The sequence below is a fragment of the Streptococcus sanguinis genome, from assembly GCF_050223295.1.
GTDB classification, from domain to species: domain Bacteria; phylum Bacillota; class Bacilli; order Lactobacillales; family Streptococcaceae; genus Streptococcus; species Streptococcus sanguinis_X.
This window is the reverse complement of sequence record NZ_CP071424.1, coordinates 264,157-282,607: the sequence shown is the minus strand read 5'-3', so window position 1 is coordinate 282,607 and position 18,451 is coordinate 264,157. Positions and strand designations below refer to the sequence as shown.

Genomic DNA, 18,451 nt, shown 5'->3' with positions numbered 1-18,451 from the left:
TTCCCCCTTATCCCTCAATATCCGCAGCCAGTCCTTGGTCGGTCGCTTGAAATTCCTCTGCTACGCTTTGCAGGAGCTGACTGAAGCTTGTAATCTTATCGGCGATATCAGCTGACGCCGTACTGGAATGATCAATTTCCTCACTTGCCCGGCTATTTCCTTCCAAACGACTGATAGCATCCTTGTCAACCTGAGATGCTGCACCTATCTGACTGGAAGTGGCTGAAAAGCTATTAGCATGGCTAGCTGCTAGTCCATTATCACTTTTAATATCTGACATTGCTTGCTCCTCTGTTTTTGCTTTTATTTTATGACATTTATATTATAACTTCAAGTCTCCGCCTGCTTTTTAACCAAAAAGAAACAAGACTGATAAATAATTCCAATCTTGTTAATTGCTAATCCTGCTTATGCTGGGGCTTTTAAAGTCTCTGATTTCCGCTTCCTAATGAGCAGAAACTCATTCTCCAGATCGCCTTCCAAATCTTTGACAGCCGGATGATTCAAGCGAGAGCCGGCAACATTATCAGGAATCTGCTTTCTGTTACTTTGTTAGCTCGCATTTCCGTATTCCTGCTTTTTCCCCTCCGCTTTCGTATCACTAGACCGACTGTAAAATAAAGAACGGTCGGAATCATCCCCACTGAAAGCGAGAAGAGGAAAGCTTGATTTTTTTTACCGAGACAAATCCTAGTAATAGTAAAGGATTTATAACCGCATCCTCTATAGTGTGCATAATTACTAGCGGCCATACTGACTTAGTAATTCTAAAAATCTCTGTATACATAACCGTCCAGCATACAACAGTTATCATCCCGATAAGGAAGAATGCAAACCTTCCAACCGGCAAGGTATTTTGGATTTCTCTCAGACAGAAACTTCATAATGTAAGGCAGATGCCAAATCCACCAGACAAAGCCAACAAGTAGATATAGTTTTAAGTCGGATAATTTTAATTCGATTAATTGATTGGTAAGATATGCCCTCCAAACAGATTCTTCAAAAATATCTTTTATGAATTGAGTCCCTACCTGTGTTAGCAAGATTCCAAGATAGGCCGTGAACTCAACCTTCACACATGTCACTCTGATGCCTTGTGTCATCAGCCCCAAGAATATCACTATTATCATAACAAGAGGGTAGACTAAAAAACTAACAAGCTAAAAATTTTTATTATTTTTAAAATGAATGGAAAACCCCGCCTCTTTCCAGCCGTCTCCGCCAAAGCTTCGAAGAAAGATGGTACAGATTAACGGAGTTATCAACCAAATCAGCATCCCTAAAGAGCCGCTTCCTATCTCTGTTCCGATATTTTCGTAATGAGCCTGGCCTGTTACTTTATCAACAACATAACTAATCCAACCACATAGGGTGCTGAGAGTGGCAAAGATAATGGCATTGCGCTTAATTGTAGTTATGGACTGTTTCATAGCAGTCTCCTTTCGTCAAAAAAATATTCACCTCTCTTGTTTTAAATCCTTCTGCATAAAGCTGATCCCCCTGATAGGCTAATATACTGGCTTTATAAAGTTGCTTGCTTTTAGGTTCTATTAAGGAGAGTCAAGTTGAGATGTTGGGATAGATACTAATTTATTCACAGAAAGTAATTTGTAATTCCTACTTAACAAAAAAGACCTGCCTTCATCTAAGAAGGAGGTCTTTGAAAATTTAGTTGACTTAGTAAGCTTTATTCTGCTTGCTTGTCTTCTTCAGATGTGGCAGCACCCTTTTCCTTGATAACCAAGACACCATCTTCTAAATCGGCCGTCAAGTGCTTAGCATCTAGATTATCTAAGTGGAAGTCAGTCACCTTGTCACGAATTTGCTGCTCGATGACACGGCGGAGTGGACGAACACCCATGACTTGGTCATAACCAGCATCGCGCAGGAATTCCTTAGCTGCATCAGATACAGCCAGATCAATTTCTTTCTTGCTCAAGGTTTGATTCACTTCAATCAGCATGAGATTAACAATCTCCATCAAATCTTCTTTCTTGAGATGAGAGAACTCAATAACTGCATTGAAACGATTGAGGAACTCTGGACGGAAATAAGCTTTGAGTCGATCCATCAAATCAGGCTTTTCAGCATCCTCTTCCAAGCCTGCTTCATATCCAAATCCAGCATTGGAAGTCGCAATAATAACCGTATTCTTGAAGTTGACTGTGTTCCCTTGACCATCCGTCAAACGGCCGTCATCCAGAACTTGAAGGAGAAGGGTAATCACCTGTGGATCCGCCTTTTCAATCTCATCCAAGAGAATGATAGAGTAAGGATTGCGGCGCACACGCTCGGTCAGGGTGTTGTTGTTGTCATCATAGCCGACATAGCCTGCAGTCGTACCAATCAGCTTGGAAACAGCAGTCCGATCAGAGTATTCTGACATATCCAGACGGATGATGGCTTCCTTGGTACCGAACATATCCAGAGCCAGTTGCTTAGCAAGCTCAGTCTTACCAACACCAGTTGGTCCAACAAAGAGGAAACTTCCGATTGGACGGTTGCCTTCATCAAATCCTGCACGGTTACGGCGTATAGCTCTAGCCACGGCTTCTACAGCCTTATCTTGGCCGATAACTTTAGCTTTGAGACGGTCATTCATGCCCTTGAGGCGCTCAATGTCGCTGGCACCCATCTGAGATACTGGTACACCCGTCATCCGTTCAACAGACTCTGCTACGTCGTTGACCGTAGCTGTCACCTTCATATCCTCAGTGTGATTTTGAATTTTCTTTTCTAGCTCTTCAATGCGAGTCTTAGCATTCAGAGCTGCTTCATAATCTTCTTTCTCAACAGCCGCTTCCTGCTTGTCTTTCTGTTCAGCAATCTCATTTTCAACCGCATGAACATCAGTCACTGGATGCTGGGCTGCCAAGTGCGCAGCAGTCACATCGACCAGGTCAATCGCCTTGTCTGGCAGGCTCCGCTGTGGAATATACTGGACAGAGTAGTCCACAGCCGCTTTCAGCACTTCATCCGGCAGGATGACATTGTGGTGCTTTTCGTACAAGTCCCGAATGCCTCGAAGGATCTGATAGGTATCTTCGGCAGACGGTGCATTGACCTTGACTTCATTGAATCGGCGAGCCAAAGCTGCATTTTTGAGAATGGTATTGCGATACTCGTCCTGAGTAGTAGCCCCGATGACGGTCAACTCTCCACGAGAAAGTGCTGGTTTAAGAATATCCGCCATGCCCTTAGAGCCACTATCTCCACCGATAGATCCTGCTCCTAGGATTTGATGGATTTCATCAAAGAAGAGGATAATGTTGCCGGCTTCCTTGACTTCATTGACCAGGTTTTGGATATTTTCTTCAAAGCTACCACGATATTGGGTTCCAGCTTCCAGACCGGAAATATCAACAGAAATAATTTCCTTATTCTTGATAGCCGCTGGCACATCACCGTTGACGATAGCCTGAGCCAATCCTTCTACGACAGCTGTCTTACCAACTCCGGCGTCTCCGACCAATACAGGATTGTTCTTGGTTCGACGAGAAAGGATTTCTGCAGTTTCTTGGATTTCCTTATTGCGCCCAATGACTGGATCTAACTTTCCATCACGCGCTTCTTGGGTCAGATTGCGACCCAGCTTAGCCAGGATACCATCTTGCTTAGGTCCTTGAGCAGTAGCTTGTCCAGTCTGCTCACCTGTTCCTTGACCAGGGAGCTTACCAGTAGCCCGGTACTGAGCAAACTCTTCCGGTGTGACCTCTCTACCATTAATCAAGTAGCGCCGATGTTCGCTGTTGTAGCCACCCATGCGCCCCATGAGTTGGTTGAAAAGGTCGTCCATATTGTTAAAATTGTTGTAGTTGTTGTTCATAGCATTACCTCGCTTTTTTCATATTTTGCTTTACATAATTTTTGATTTTACCAAAGTTTCAGATAAGAAATCTCTTCCTTATCCACTATAAATTTTGATTTGGGAGATCTTCTGCAATCTATTATTTTACATAACTTATTCTCTTTTCAAAAATCAAGACTGATTCAGTCTCTATTTTTATGAGTGATTTGATCTCTTTCAGAAGAAGATAATTTTACATAATTTTTAATCCTCCCAAAAATAATCGCCTTCCGGCTATATTCACATCTTCTGATTAAATTTACGTAAACTTTTTTGTTTACAGTTGTAATTTTATCATGACAGAATTTATTTGTCAATAGATTTTACATAATTTTTTAAAATAAATTTACAAATGTAATCGAGAAAGTCGTTGAGGACCTTTTCATTCCTATAAAGACGCCTTTTTATAATAAAAATCTGGACACAATCCAGATTTTAAATCATATACTCTACACTATAGCTGGCATCGGACAGAATGCGGGACAGAAACTGTTGGGTCCGCTCTTCCTTTGGACTGCTGAAGAATTCCTGAGGAGGATTTTCTTCGACGATGTGACCGCCGTCCATAAAGATGACATGGTTGGCCACATCACGAGCAAAGCTCATCTCGTGGGTCACAACGACCATGGTCACTCCCTCCTGAGCTAGTTGCTTCATGACACTGAGAACTTCACCAACCAATTCCGGATCTAGAGCCGAAGTTGGTTCATCCAGAAGGATGACATCTGGCTTGACAGCAATGGCACGCGCAATCCCAATCCGCTGCTGCTGGCCGCCTGATAGCTGAGAAGGATAGTAGTCTTTGTAGGCCAAGAGACCCACGCGCTTCAAGGACTCTTCCGCAATCTCAAGCGCTTCTTCCCTCGGTATCTTACGAGCGATCACTAAGCCTTCTAAGATATTTTCAAGGGCTGTTTTATTGGCAAAGAGATTATAATGTTGGAAGACAAAGGCTGTCTTTCTACGAATTTCCAAAATCTCCTTTTTGCTGAGTTTAGCCAAATCATAGTCCTTACCAGACAAAGTCAGCTGGCCGCTATCCGCTTTTTCTAAGTGATTCAGACAGCGCAGAAATGTTGTTTTCCCAGAGCCTGAGGGTCCCAGAATAACCACAACATCACCTTGATTGACCTTGAGACTGACATCTGCCAGCACCTGGTGCTCTCCAAATCGTTTGGAGATATGTTTTACTTCTAACATAATCATTCCTTCCTAAGCAAGAGCATAGCGCTTTTCCAAGCCCCTAAAAATCCACTGAATCAAGCCACAAATAATGAGATAAATAACAAAAATCACCAGATAAGACTCTGAATACTGGTAAGAATGGGAGGCCTCTATCTTAGCCAGTGCTGTGATATCCTTGACTGTCATGACAAATACCAACGAAGTTCCCTTGACTAGATTGATAACCAGATTGGCCAGATTGGGCAGGGCAGAGCGCAGAGCCTGAGGAAAAACAATTCTCCGATAAGCTTGAAAATTCGTTAAACCAATCGCTTGAGCTGCCTCCAACTGCCCTTTATCCACTGTCAATATGGCAGAGCGCAGAATTTCCGACAAACTGCCTGTCGTCATCAGACTATAGATGATGAAAGCATAGTAAAGCGGATTGAACTTAAAGACGTCTACCTGACTGCCCAGACTTTTAAAAATTTGATTCAGTAAACTAGGAAAAAGACTGTAGAAAAAGAGAATGAGCAAAATGGGCGGCGTTGCCCGAATGAAGGCCAGATAAACCACCGAAAAGGTCCGAACACCCCGAACTTTATAAATCTGTCCCAGAGCTAGAAGCAGAGCCGGAATAAAGCTGAGCAGAATAGCAACCACCATAATAATCAGGGTTACTGGTATGCCTTTCAAAGTAACCAGAAAGGTATTTACAATATAATTCAAATCCATGCTTTACCTCTCCTTGACTGTCAGACTTTTTTCCAGAAGCTGGGAAGCCAGCGAAACCACTAGAGCAATCCCCCAGTAAATCAAGGCCACCGCTGTATAGGTTTCTAGGGAATAATTGCCCAGATTCCGGCTGATGAGATTTTGCCCCGCTCCCATGACATCCACTGCCCCAATCGTATAAGCCAGCGCAGCATCCCGCATGAGATTAAGAAGGGCAGTAGTCAGATTGGGCAGGGCGATGCGAAAAGCCTGTGGCAGGACGATGCGCAGAAAAGTCTGCGCCGGTGTCAAGCCAATACTGAGACCTGCCTCGGTCTGTCCCTTGGGAACAGCAAGATAAGCTGCCTTGAAGACTTCCGCAATCATGGCCGCAAAGAGCAGAATCATGGTGATGATAACAAAAACAGTCCGCGACCAATTATTGATATCCAGCCCCAGCCACCATTCTAAAAACTCTGGAATGCCATAAAAAACCAAGAAAAGCAAGACGATAGGCGGTGTACATCTAAGGATAAATATATATCCTCTAGCCAGACCAGCAAAAGACTGTTCCTCGGCAATCTGAGCCCAGGCCAACAGACCACCCAGCAAGGATCCAATCAAAGCTGTCACAAACATGATCCATAAAGTGGTCGGCAGAGCCTGCAGCAGACTAGGCAGCAGACCAAAGACACGGGATAAGTCATACGAGACCATAATTTTCTTCTCCTTCGACAATGATTAGATAGAATAAGCTTCTCTTGGACGGACACTTTCAGATTGGAGCAGCCATGCTCTCGCCTAGTTATCCTCTTTGAAAATTCCCTCAAACAGTATCAAGGCCAGCTCGGAACTCTCCAGTTCTGCATTCAGCTAGCTTCTCAGTCAGCCTTTTGTTTTCCATGAGCAGCAGAGAGCAGCAACTAATCCTTGTCCACATAAGAGAAGACATCTTCTCCGAAATACTTTTCAGATAGTTTAGCCAAGGTTCCGTCTTTTTCCAGTTCCTTAATTGCCTTCTCGTATGCCTTGGCAAATTCTTGATTTTTTTCGTTTTTGTGAAGCAGGGGATAGGTCGGAATCCCCTTGTAAGGGAACCAAGTCAGTTGATCCGCATACTGATGGTAAGAACCTTCTTTATCTGTCACAGCTTTTTCAAAAGACAGCTTGATGTCAAAGAAAGCATCGTAGCGCCCTTCCAAAACCCAAGCATAAGCATCAGCTACCTTAAAGGACTCTGCTGCAGTCAAATCAATAGGAGCACCGCTATGCTTCTGATTATACTCTTCAATAACCGCCCATTGAGCATTCTGCGGAGAGATTGGTACCAGCTTGCCCTTTTCCTTGGCAAAGTCATCAATAGTCTTGTATTTTTCAGCGTCTTCCTTGCGGATAGTGAAACCGATAATGCTAGCGCCGATTGGGCTTTTGGGAATGATGAACTTCTTCGCCCGCTCTTCGGTGTACCATGCTCCCTTGGTTCCGATGTCATATTTTCCAGATTCCAGACCAACTAAGAGATCCTCATCACTAGTACCAGTATATTCAAACTGATAGTCTGGCAGCTTTTCATCAATGGCCTTGAGAACAGCAACCTCATAGCCATCTGACTCACCTTTTTCATCCACAAAGTCATAAGGAACATAGTTCTGTGTATGTGCCACTTTCAAAGTCGTGACCTTACCGCCGCCTGATGCAGAGCTGCTCGTCTTGCTAGATGAAGCACCTGTCAAGGTCCGCCCCAAATAAGTCGCCGCTACAATAGCAATCACTGCTGCTCCACCAATAATCCATTTTTTCTTGCTCATTCTTTCGTCTCCTTCTTATGTTAAGCTTGCTGCTTGGCGAACCCACTGAATCCGCTCTGCCTTAATATCGCTTGGAATAGTACAGTCAGCTCCGATAATCAAAGCTTCCTTGCCAGCTCCTGCTATCAGCCGCTTGGTCTCATCTTGAATAGCCGCTTGACTGCCCGTGTAGAGCAGGCCGTCCTTGCCATTTTCAAAGCCACCCAGGACAGTCCGACCGCCAAATAATTTCCGGCCCTCCGCTAGGCTGATGCCTTCTGGCCCCACTGCCCAGTTGATGACCTGAGCTGGATAATCTGTGAAAAGATGAACATCATTTCGCGCGCCTTCGTAGCCACAAATGTGCAGGATATTCACTCCGCCAGCTGCATTGGCTGCTTCCAGCACCGCCAATTCACTAGGAGCAATAAAAGCCTTATAGTCTTCAGCCGATACCCGCGCATCCTGAATGCTCTGAACGCTAAGGTAGATTCCATCCGCACCAGCTTCCTTGATAATCCGCTCCGTCAAAGCCGCAATATCTTTAGCAATCACATCCAGCACCCGCTTCGTGAGCACCGCATCCTCTGCCAGGAAATCTGCAATGATATCATCTCCACCAGCAACCTTACCGACCAACCATTTGAAGTAGGTCACTGGCGCAAAAATATTGTAAATAGCAACCAAGTCCTCTGTAAAGCCAGCCCTAATCTTCTGAACCAGCTCCACCTGCTCACTAACCCAAGGGTGGTCAGCACCTAGCGGCTCAATATCTGCCAAGTCTTTGATAGATTGGACTTTTTTCAAGCGTTCATTAGGATAGGCAAAATAACCATCACTCATCAGCTTGATAAAGTCTGGCTCGACTTCTGCCAGAAAAGCTTGATGGCCTGCTAGATTTTTCTCTATAATGGTCTGATTCCCAAAACCAGCCAGCCACTCCTCTTCGCTGGTAAAATGATGCCAGAAACCAACTGGCACTCGGTCAACAGGCTCTCCTCTGAATGCCTTCAGTACTAATTCTCTTTTTGAAGTCATCTTCTCTCCTTTTTAAATCGTTCCTATCTAGCCAATGAGTTGTTTTTAGCTTTCTCATTGGGCTGAGTCAACCTTTTAGTAAAAATTCTAATCCGACAAGAGCAGGGCAGCGATATCATTGGGCTGCATCAAACCAGTTGACTGCTCTGGTAATTTCTTGAGCACCTGCAAATCATCTTCTTTTTTGTCTGAAGACTGGTGAGCGTAAATCTGAACGATGCTCAGAAATGTTCCTATTATCAAGAACATCAGAGCAAGAGCAGCAAGCCTTTTTTGATACCAGTTCATCTATCTTCCTCCTTGAAAGAGTTGAAAATTACTCTTTGATTGCTTTGGCAAATCTATCAGAACTGACTAGCTGCCTGACGAATCCAGTCCAGTCTTTCTATTTCGAAATCATCTGGTACTGTGCAGTCAGCCCCAAGAATCACTCCCTGGCTGCCAGCTGCAGCCAGCAGCCGCTTGGTCTCAGCCTCTAATTCCGCACGACTGCCTGTATTTAGAAGAGCTGCTCTGCCATTTTCAAAGCCGCCCAGGACAGTCTGACCACCAAAGAGCTTGCGCCCTTCCGCTAAGCTGACCCCCTCATGATGGGTTGCCCAGTTAAAGACTTGAGCTGGGTAGTCCTTGAACAGTTCCAAATCATTGCCGGCTCCTTCAAAGCCGCAGATATGGAGAATATTCTGACCGCCAGCCGCATTGGCTGCTTCCAGAACCTTAATCGTACTAGGCTCAATATAACGACGATAACTGGCCGCATCTACTCGGCCGTCTTGGATTTGCTGGGTACTGAGATAAATCCCCTCAATGCCCGCTTCCTCAATGATGCGCCTAGTCAAAATAGCAATATCACCAGCAATGACATCTAGAACATGTCCTGTCAGCTCAGGATCCTCTGCCAGAAAATCTGCAATTTCTCTATCTCCTCGCGACCCTTCCCTGCGGAACCAGCGCTTGAGATAGGAGACCGGTGCAAAGATATTGTAGAAGGAAGCGAGGTCCTCCGGATAGCTTGCCTTTACAGCCTTCACCATCTCAATCTGCTGCTCAATCCAAGGATGATACTCGCCGATAGACTGAATAGCAGCCAAGTCCCGAATGGACTCAATATGATCCGAATAAAGCGCACTAGGATACTTAAAGAAGCCATCGCTCATAATCTTGACAAAGTCTGGCCGTGCAGCTCGAACATAAGCAGCATGCCCCTCAACACTTTTATTGAAAATCACTGGATTATCCAGGCCCAGCATCTTTTCCTCTTGGCTTACAAAGTGAAACCAAAAACCAACTGGTACTCGGTCAACTTCTTCACCTCGAAAAGCTCTCAGCACTAATTCTTTCTTACTGACCATTACTTCCTCCTTCTTTGAATTTGTAATATATCTTACCATCCTCTCCTTCTCCTGGGAAATATATTTTCCCTATCAGCCTGATTAAAAATATTTATCAAAGCAAAATAAAAAAGCTAGACTAAGCTAGCTTTTTCAAGGCTTTTCAGCCTCTGCTGAATAACCTTGTTTTTTGTACCTTTTTTAGATAAGTACCATATATATATATTTTCTATGGATGAGATAGGCAATCTTTATAGGCAATGGCCCTCTGTGCTTATTCTACAGTGACAGACTTAGCCAGATTACGAGGCTTATCTACATCCAGACCACGGTGCAAGGTTGCAAAGTAAGCAATGAGCTGTGTCGGTACCACCATAGAGATTGGTGACAGGTATGGATGAACCTGATTGAGTACGATATCGTCGCCTTCTTTGGCTACATTCTCCTCAGCAATAGTCAGCACCTTGGCACCCCGAGCTACGACTTCTGAAATATTGCCCCGAGTATGACTAGCCAAGACTTCGTCTGAAAGCAGGGCCAAAACTGGCGTTCCGTCTTCAATCAGAGAGATCGTACCGTGTTTGAGTTCACCAGCTGCAAAGCCTTCACACTGGATATAAGAAATTTCTTTGAGTTTTAAGCTAGCTTCCATCGCCACATAGTAGTCTTGACCACGGCCGATATAGAAAGCATTGCGAGTTGTTTCTAGAAGGCCGCGGACCTTATTGTCAATCAACTCCTTTTCTGACAAAGTGGACTCAATAGACTGCGCAACTAAGGACAGCTCGTGAACCAAATCAAAGGCTGCCGCTTTCTCAGAAGCATTGGCATCGCCAACAGCTTTAGCCAAGAAAGCCAAGGCTGCGATTTGAGCTGTATAGGCCTTAGTAGAAGCAACCGCAATCTCAGGACCTGCATGCAGCAGCATGGTATGATTGGCTTCCCGAGAAAGCGTAGAACCCGGAACATTGGTCACGGTCAAACTTGGAATGCCCATCTGATTCGCCTTGACTAAGACCTGACGGCTGTCAGCTGTTTCGCCAGATTGGCTGATAAAGATAAAGAGAGGCTTCTTGCTAAGGAGCGGCATAGCATAACCCCACTCAGAGGCAATGCCCAGCTCAACAGGTGTATCCGTCAGCTCTTCCAGCATACGCTTAGAAGCATAGCCAGCATGGTAAGAAGTTCCAGCCGCAAGGATATAGAGACGGTCAGCTTCCTGAACAGCCTTGACAATATCCGCATCAACTGATACTTGCCCCTTATCATCTGTATAAGCGCTGATTAGCTTACGCATCACAGTTGGCTGCTCGTCGATTTCTTTGAGCATATAGTATGGATAAGTCCCCTTACCGATATCGGACAGATCTAGCTCAGCAGTATAGCTTTCACGCTCCAGAGTATGCCCGTCATAATCCTGCACTTCCACACTGTCTTTACGGACAATAACCAGCTCTTGGTCATGAATTTCCATAAACTGACTTGTCTCGCGAATCATGGCCATAGCATCTGAGCAGACCATATTGTAGCCTTCACCAAGCCCGACTAGTAGTGGAGATTTATTTTTAGCAACATAGATAACATCTGCATCTTCTGAATCCACCAAAGCAAAGGCATAAGAACCACGGATAATGTGAAGAGCTTTTTTAAAGGCTTCTAAAAGAGACAAGCCTTCTTCTTCAGCAAATTTGCCAATCAGATGCACAGCAATCTCTGTATCTGTCTGCCCCTTGAAGTCATGACCAGCTAGATAAGTATTCTTAATATCAAGGTAGTTCTCAATTACACCATTATGAACCAAGACAAAACGGCCGGTCTGTGAAGTATGAGGATGGGCATTGTTTTCACTTGGTTTTCCATGAGTAGCCCAACGAGTATGTCCGATACCAGTAGTCCCAGCAACATCAATGCCAATTTTAGCATGTAGGTCAGCGATACGACCGACCGACTTGATCAGACTAGAAGTTTTCCCTGTTGTTACAAAAATTCCAGCTGAGTCATAACCTCGGTATTCCAGCTTTTCCAAGCCCTGCATCAAAATATCTGTTGCGTTGCGATTTCCGACAACTCCGACAATTCCACACATAACATTACTTCTGATTTCTAGTCTTAGAAACCAGCCCTTCTTATTAAAATTGGTATAGTTCTATTGAAGTTAAATAACTTCAATAGAGATAGTATACAAACTCTTTTTTGGTTTGTCAAGCATGAAATTGGTATAGTTTTCTTTAAGAAAAGTATGCTTAGCTTCTCTTACCGCAAAACAGCCCCTTGAAGCATTTAGAAAAATGGACAGAAGTATCAGAACTGACTTTCTATATGACTAAAAATTTGGAAAATAGAAGCTCAATAAACCACAAACCTGTCTTTGATGATTCTCACAAAGCAAGGTACAGAAAAAGAGACTCAAATGAGTCTCTTTCTTTTACCATTGAATTATTTAGCGATTTTCGCGAAGTATTCAAGAGTACGTACAAGTTGTGCAGTGTATGACATTTCGTTGTCGTACCATGATACAACTTTAACCAATTGTTTGCCGTCAACATCAAGAACTTTAGTTTGAGTTGCGTCGAACAATGAACCGTAAGACATACCTACGATATCTGAAGATACGATTGGATCTTCTGTGTAACCGTATGATTCGTTAGCTGCTGCTTTCATAGCTGCGTTTACTTCATCAACTGTTACGTTCTTTTCAAGAACAGCAACCAATTCAGTAACTGATCCAGTTGGAGTTGGAACGCGTTGTGCAGATCCGTCCAATTTACCGTTCAATTCTGGGATAACCAAGCCGATAGCTTTAGCAGCACCAGTTGAGTTAGGAACGATGTTTGCAGCACCAGCGCGAGCACGACGAAGGTCACCACCACGGTGTGGTCCGTCAAGGATCATTTGGTCACCAGTGTAAGCGTGGATAGTAGTCATCAATCCTTCAACAACACCGAAGTTGTCTTGAAGTGCTTTAGCCATTGGAGCCAAGCAGTTTGTAGTACATGAAGCACCTGAGATAACTGTTTCAGTACCATCAAGAACGTCGTGGTTAGTGTTAAATACAACTGTCTTAACGTCATTTCCACCAGGAGCAGTGATAACAACTTTCTTAGCACCACCTTTAAGGTGTTTTTCAGCAGCATCTTTCTTAGCAAAGAAACCAGTTGCTTCAAGAACGATTTCTACACCGTCAGTAGCCCAGTCAATTTGTTCTGGGTCACGTTCAGCAGAAACTTTAACGAATTTACCGTTAACTTCAAATCCACCTTCTTTAACTTCAACAGTACCATCGAAACGACCTTGAGTTGTGTCATATTTCAACAGATGTGCAAGCATTACTGGATCTGTAAGGTCGTTGATGCGAGTAACTTCAACACCTTCTACGTTTTGGATACGACGGAAAGCAAGACGACCGATACGACCGAAACCGTTAATACCAACTTTAACTACCATTCGTGATTTCCTCCTTATGAAAATCAAAAAATTTTTATGTGAAAAGAGTAACTTGAGTTGCTACAAATCACCTTTCAACATTTCTATTATATACTTAATTGAGGTAAAATGCAACTGATTTCATTGTTATTAACAAGTATTATGAATTCTTTCACTAACTTTCATTTCGGCTTTCATTGATTTGAAAAAGCAAAGCAGTAACTTTTGAAAATGCGGGAATACAACTTACAAGATAAATCATTTCCCCTTTTTATTGAGGATATGCTTCTCTAAAAAATAGAAAAAGCACCCGCAAACGCGAGTGCCAAGGTTTAGCTCAAAGCTTAAGCTTCACCTTTGTTTTTCTTAATGATTTCTTCTTGTACTGACTTAGGTACATCTTCGTAGTGGTCGAATACCATCATGAAAGTACCGCGTCCTTGTGATGCTGAACGAAGAACTGTCGCATAACCGAACATTTCAGCAAGTGGAACATAGGCACGAACGATTTGGCTGTTACCATGTGCTTCCATACCGTCAACACGTCCACGACGAGCTGTTACGTGACCCATAACATCACCAAGGTTTTCTTCAGGAACAGTGATTGTTACCAACATCATTGGCTCAAGGATAGCAGGCTGAGCAGTCTTAGCAGCTTCTTTCAAAGCAAGTGAAGCCGCAACCTTGAAGGCTGTTTCAGATGAGTCGACATCGTGGTATGAACCATCGTAAAGTTTAGCTTTCACGTCAACGATTGGGTAACCAGCAAGGACACCATTAGCCATTGACTCAACCAAACCTTTTTCTACCGCTGGAATGAATTCACGTGGAACCACACCACCGACGATAGCATTTTCAAACTCGAAGCCTTTTCCTTCTTCGTTTGGTGTGAACTCGATCCATACATCACCGAACTGACCTTTACCACCAGATTGGCGCTTGAAGAATCCACGAGCTTGAGTAGAAGCACGGAAAGTTTCACGGTAAGATACTTGAGGAGCACCTACGTTTGCTTCAACCTTGAACTCACGACGCATACGGTCAACAAGGACATCCAAGTGAAGTTCACCCATACCAGAGATAACTGTTTCACCAGTTTCAACGTTTGTTTCAACACGGAATGTTGGATCTTCTTCAGCCAGTTTTTGCAAGGCAACACCCATCTTGTCTTGGTCAGCTTTAGACTTAGGCTCAACCATCAGCTGAATAACTGGTTCTGGAACGTTGATAGACTCAAGGATAATCTTAGCTTTTTCATCTGTCAATGAGTCACCAGTAGTTGTATCTTTCAAACCTACGGCAGCAGCGATATCACCAGCGTATACTGTTTCGATTTCGTTACGGCTGTTAGCGTGCATTTGCAGGATACGTCCGATACGCTCACGTTTACCTTTAGAAGTGTTCAATACGTATGAACCGCTGTTCAAGACACCTGAGTAAACACGGAAGAAAGTCAAACGACCTACGAATGGGTCAGTCATGATCTTGAAGGCAAGAGCTGCAAATGGCTCTTCATCAGATGCAGGACGAGTTTCTTCTTCTTCAGTGTCTGGGTTGATACCTTTGATAGCTGGAATATCAAGTGGGCTTGGCAAGTAGTCGATAACTGCATCAAGCATCAACTGAACACCCTTGTTCTTGAAAGCAGAACCACACAATACTGGGAAGAATTCAACGTTGATAGTCGCACGGCGGATACCAGCTTTCAATTCGTCATTAGTGATTTCTTCACCTTCAAGGTATTTCATCATCAAGTCTTCATCAGTTTCAGCAACTGCTTCCACCAATTTTTCACGGTATTCTTGAGCTTGCTCAAGGTATTCAGCTGGGATATCTTCTTCCAAAATATCTGTACCAAGATCGTTAGTATAGATTTCAGCCTTCATCTTGATCAAGTCGATAATTCCGCGGAAGTCATCTTCTGAACCAATTGGCAATTGGATTGGATGAGCGTTTGCTTGAAGACGATCATGCAAAGTGCTTACTGAGTAAAGGAAGTCAGCACCAATCTTATCCATCTTGTTGGCAAATACGATACGAGGAACTCCGTACTCAGTTGCTTGGCGCCAAACTGTTTCAGTTTGAGGTTCAACACCTGATTGCGAGTCAAGAACGGTTACAGCGCCGTCCAAGACACGAAGAGAACGTTGTACTTCGATTGTGAAGTCCACGTGTCCCGGTGTGTCGATGATGTTTACGCGGTGATTATTCCATTGAGCAGTTGTCGCAGCAGATGTGATAGTGATACCACGCTCTTGCTCTTGCTCCATCCAGTCCATTTGTGACGCACCTTCGTGAGTTTCACCGATTTTGTGGATTTTACCAGTGTAGTAAAGAATACGCTCAGTTGTTGTTGTTTTACCAGCATCGACGTGGGCCATGATACCGATATTACGAGTTTTTTCAAGTGAAAATTCGCGAGCCATTTGGTTATTTCTCCTATTAATTTATTTTACAGTTTATTATAACATTATTTAGCAAAAACGGATAGGCAGGACCTACCCGTTCTCAATGTTTATCTTGTTTTGTTGGTTTCAACTTGTAGATAAGTTGAATTGAACTCGGGCTAAAAACTCAGAAAATAGATAAGCTTTTCTAGAATCTTTGATTCTGCGTCAAGCTTCCTAATTTTCAGTCGCTTTTTTAACGCCCTTAGTATCTTATTCTTACCAACGGAAGTGTGCGAAGGCACGGTTGGCTTCAGCCATACGGTGAGTGTCTTCACGTTTCTTAACAGCTGCACCGGTGTTGTTAGAAGCATCCAAGATTTCTTTTGCAAGGCGGTCAACCATTGTGTGCTCACCACGTTGACGAGCAATAGTTACCAACCAGCGAAGTCCAAGTGTTGTACGACGTTCTGGACGAACTTCAACCGGAACTTGGTAGTTTGAACCACCGACACGGCGAGCACGAACTTCAAGTACAGGCATAATGTTTTCCATAGCTGTTTCAAATACTTCCAGCGCATCGTTTCCAGTTGCTTCTTTGATTTGGTCAAAAGCTCCGTAAACGATAGAAGCTGCTGTACCACGCTTACCATCAAGCATAACGCGGTTGATAAGACGAGTAACTAATTTTGAATTGTAAAGCGGATCTGGCAATACTTCGCGCTTAGGCGCTTGGTTTTTACGACTCATTTATCTTTCTCCCCTTTCCTTATGCTTTTGGTTTTTTAGTACCGTATTTAGAACGGCCTTGTTTACGATCAGTAACACCTGCTGTATCAAGTGCACCGCGGACGATATGGTAACGTACCCCTGGAAGGTCTTTTACACGTCCACCACGAAGAAGCACTACGCTGTGCTCTTGCAGGTTGTGTCCGATACCTGGGATGTAAGCTGTAACTTCAATCAGGTTGCTCAGACGTACACGGGCAAACTTACGAAGGGCAGAGTTTGGTTTCTTAGGTGTCATAGTTCCGACACGGGTTGCAACTCCACGTTTTTGTGGTGAAGATACGTTTGTTTGAACTTTTTTATGGCTGTTGTAACCAACGTTCAAAGCTGGTGATTTAGATTTTTCTACTTTTGATTTACGCGGTTTGCGAACCAATTGGTTAATTGTAGGCATCTACATTCTCCTGTATTTTTTTAATTTTGGTGATGATACACTTGGTGACAGCTATCATCTGCGTGTACTTTTGCAACATTTGTCAGCACGTCTCTGTACACTTTTGAGAGACCAAAAGTAAAAAGTACCGTCTATCATTATAGCACGACGATACTTTTCTGTCAATACATTTTTTCTATTTTAAGCTTATCTCTGCTTATTAGATTGCTGCTAACTTATTGCTGCGGCTGAGCCACTGCTTCTTCTGATGCAGCAGCTGGATTTTCAGAAACAGCGGCCTGAGCTGCTTCCGGATCAATCAAGACTGCTATCGCCTGAATACGACTTTGGAATCTAGCTTTCGTCGCTGCATCCTTGACCTTCTCTACTGCAGTCTTAGCAAGCTGCAAATCTTCCAAAGTTTGCATGGTTTCAAGCTGTTTAACCGCTTCTTCTGCGCCCTGAACTGCTTGCTCCTCTTCCTGAACTTCTTTTTCCTGTGCTTCTTTTTGAGCAGAAGACAGTTGTAAGGAAGAGCTGCTCGATGCGATGCTAGCGGCTGAACTAACTGAATTTCTGGTGGAATTAGCCTGTCCCTGTACAAAAACCATGCCGGTAATCAGAATCCCAAATAAAATCGACAATACTCCTAAACGAATCCACAGCGGACTGTGGTCAAACTTTTCTAAAACTGTTTTCATCTATAATCTCCGCCCTTTTCCCTAATCAAATATATTTCCAATTTCCACATCAATGGTATTCGCCTTGACATCAATATTGGTTACTTTCAAGAGCGATTTATAGTCCAGATAATCGCGATTGGCCTGTGCATTGTCTGCAAAGACAGCTACACCTGCCAGCTCAGAGTCGAACTCAGATAAGAGGCTAATCATCCCTGTAATAGTCCCCCCACCTTTGAGGAAGTCATCCACAATCAAGACGCGACTGCCGGCCTTGAGACTGCGCTTGGACAAGAACATCTTTTCGATACGATCTCCGCTGGATCCCGATACGTAGTTGACACTGACGGTTGACCCTTCTGTAATCTTTAAATCCCGACGAACGATGACAAAAGGTACATTGAGAACATTGGCTACTGCATTGGCCAAAGGAACACCCTTAGTCGCAACTGTCATGACCGCATCAATCTGTTGATCTTTAAAGCTCTTGGCAATGATTCGCCCGATATTATTCAGAATAGATGGAGTGCTGAGCAGATCAGATAGATAAATATAGCCCCCAGGAAGAATCCGATTGCTTTCAGACAGCTGATCACAAAGACCTTGTACAATAGTCTTAGCTTCTGTATCGGAGATGGATGGGCTGAAAATCACTCCTCCACCGGCACCAGTAATCGTTTCGATAGTTCCAATTTCAATCTCTTCAAAGGCTCGCTTAATAATGACAATATCTTCTGAAATAGAAGATTTGGCAGATTCGTATTTTTCTGCAAATGTATTTAAGCTCGTTAATTCATAAGGATGGTTAATCAAATAATTAGAAATAACCACCATACGCTCACTTCTTCTTAATTTCATTTTTTCACCAATTAAAGTTATTTTATTCATTATACCATAACAGAAACAAAAAAACGAACA

The 18,451-nt window shown here is 43.6% G+C and carries 18 protein-coding genes; all 18 read right to left on the bottom strand.

The genetic code is table 11. The features are described 5' to 3' along the window. Positions 1-7: 7 nt before the first annotated feature. The 18 genes from J1C77_RS01530 to purR all read right to left on the bottom strand — a co-directional run bounded on the left by J1C77_RS01530 (position 8) and on the right by purR (position 18,391). Complete coding sequence (locus J1C77_RS01530) at positions 8-280, bottom strand: TIGR04197 family type VII secretion effector (RefSeq protein WP_002922464.1); 273 nt, start codon at positions 278-280, stop codon at positions 8-10. 487 nt (positions 281-767) lie between these two features. Next, positions 768-1,103: a CPBP family glutamic-type intramembrane protease gene (locus J1C77_RS01525; protein WP_235787769.1), complete on the bottom strand. Its 336-nt coding sequence runs from the start codon at positions 1,101-1,103 to the stop codon at positions 768-770. A 57-nt stretch (positions 1,104-1,160) separates the two neighbouring features. Next, positions 1,161-1,430 (bottom strand): hypothetical protein, encoded by a 270-nt coding sequence (locus tag J1C77_RS01520; RefSeq protein ID WP_002922471.1) that lies wholly within the window; start codon positions 1,428-1,430, stop codon positions 1,161-1,163. Positions 1,431-1,687: 257 nt separating this feature from the next. Continuing rightward, positions 1,688-3,826 carry an ATP-dependent Clp protease ATP-binding subunit gene (locus J1C77_RS01515; RefSeq protein ID WP_002922475.1) on the bottom strand — a complete coding sequence of 713 codons (2,139 nt, stop codon included), beginning with the start codon at positions 3,824-3,826 and terminating at the stop codon, positions 1,688-1,690. A gap of 456 nt (positions 3,827-4,282) precedes the next feature. Continuing rightward, the gene (locus J1C77_RS01510) at positions 4,283-5,047 is read right to left on the bottom strand and encodes an amino acid ABC transporter ATP-binding protein (RefSeq protein WP_002899083.1); all 765 of its coding nucleotides are present in this window, start codon (positions 5,045-5,047) and stop codon (positions 4,283-4,285) included. 12 nt (positions 5,048-5,059) lie between these two features. Next, a complete protein-coding gene (locus J1C77_RS01505) occupies positions 5,060-5,746 on the bottom strand; it encodes an amino acid ABC transporter permease (protein WP_002893845.1) in 687 nt (228 codons plus the stop codon). Between the two features lie 3 nt (positions 5,747-5,749). Next, the gene (locus tag J1C77_RS01500) at positions 5,750-6,442 is read right to left on the bottom strand and encodes an amino acid ABC transporter permease (RefSeq protein WP_002905414.1); all 693 of its coding nucleotides are present in this window, start codon (positions 6,440-6,442) and stop codon (positions 5,750-5,752) included. Positions 6,443-6,648: 206 nt separating this feature from the next. Continuing rightward, a complete protein-coding gene (locus tag J1C77_RS01495) occupies positions 6,649-7,533 on the bottom strand; it encodes a transporter substrate-binding domain-containing protein (protein WP_002922478.1) in 885 nt (294 codons plus the stop codon). A gap of 15 nt (positions 7,534-7,548) precedes the next feature. Further along, positions 7,549-8,550, bottom strand: a complete 1,002-nt coding sequence (locus J1C77_RS01490; protein ID WP_002922480.1) for a uroporphyrinogen decarboxylase family protein — start codon at positions 8,548-8,550, stop codon at positions 7,549-7,551. Positions 8,551-8,637: 87 nt separating this feature from the next. Next, positions 8,638-8,838 carry a hypothetical protein gene (locus tag J1C77_RS01485; RefSeq protein ID WP_002922481.1) on the bottom strand — a complete coding sequence of 67 codons (201 nt, stop codon included), beginning with the start codon at positions 8,836-8,838 and terminating at the stop codon, positions 8,638-8,640. 56 nt (positions 8,839-8,894) lie between these two features. Further along, positions 8,895-9,941 (bottom strand): uroporphyrinogen decarboxylase family protein, encoded by a 1,047-nt coding sequence (locus tag J1C77_RS01480; protein WP_002922482.1) that lies wholly within the window; start codon positions 9,939-9,941, stop codon positions 8,895-8,897. 214 nt (positions 9,942-10,155) lie between these two features. Further along, complete coding sequence (glmS, locus tag J1C77_RS01475; RefSeq protein ID WP_002920298.1) at positions 10,156-11,967, bottom strand: glutamine--fructose-6-phosphate transaminase (isomerizing); 1,812 nt, start codon at positions 11,965-11,967, stop codon at positions 10,156-10,158. Between the two features lie 350 nt (positions 11,968-12,317). Beyond that, on the bottom strand, positions 12,318-13,325 hold the full coding sequence (gene gap / locus J1C77_RS01470) for a type I glyceraldehyde-3-phosphate dehydrogenase (protein ID WP_002893859.1): 1,008 nt from the start codon (positions 13,323-13,325) through the stop codon (positions 12,318-12,320). A gap of 323 nt (positions 13,326-13,648) precedes the next feature. Continuing rightward, positions 13,649-15,730, bottom strand: a complete 2,082-nt coding sequence (gene fusA, locus J1C77_RS01465) for an elongation factor G (RefSeq protein WP_002922484.1) — start codon at positions 15,728-15,730, stop codon at positions 13,649-13,651. Positions 15,731-15,970: 240 nt separating this feature from the next. Continuing rightward, positions 15,971-16,441 carry a 30S ribosomal protein S7 gene (gene rpsG, locus J1C77_RS01460; RefSeq protein ID WP_002893865.1) on the bottom strand — a complete coding sequence of 157 codons (471 nt, stop codon included), beginning with the start codon at positions 16,439-16,441 and terminating at the stop codon, positions 15,971-15,973. Positions 16,442-16,460: 19 nt separating this feature from the next. Further along, a complete protein-coding gene (rpsL, locus tag J1C77_RS01455; protein WP_002893867.1) occupies positions 16,461-16,874 on the bottom strand; it encodes a 30S ribosomal protein S12 in 414 nt (137 codons plus the stop codon). A gap of 215 nt (positions 16,875-17,089) precedes the next feature. Next, positions 17,090-17,554, bottom strand: coding sequence for a hypothetical protein (locus J1C77_RS01450; protein WP_002922485.1), 465 nt, complete (start codon positions 17,552-17,554; stop codon positions 17,090-17,092). Between the two features lie 21 nt (positions 17,555-17,575). Continuing rightward, positions 17,576-18,391 carry a pur operon repressor gene (purR, locus tag J1C77_RS01445; protein WP_032905583.1) on the bottom strand — a complete coding sequence of 272 codons (816 nt, stop codon included), beginning with the start codon at positions 18,389-18,391 and terminating at the stop codon, positions 17,576-17,578. Positions 18,392-18,451 lie beyond the last annotated feature (60 nt).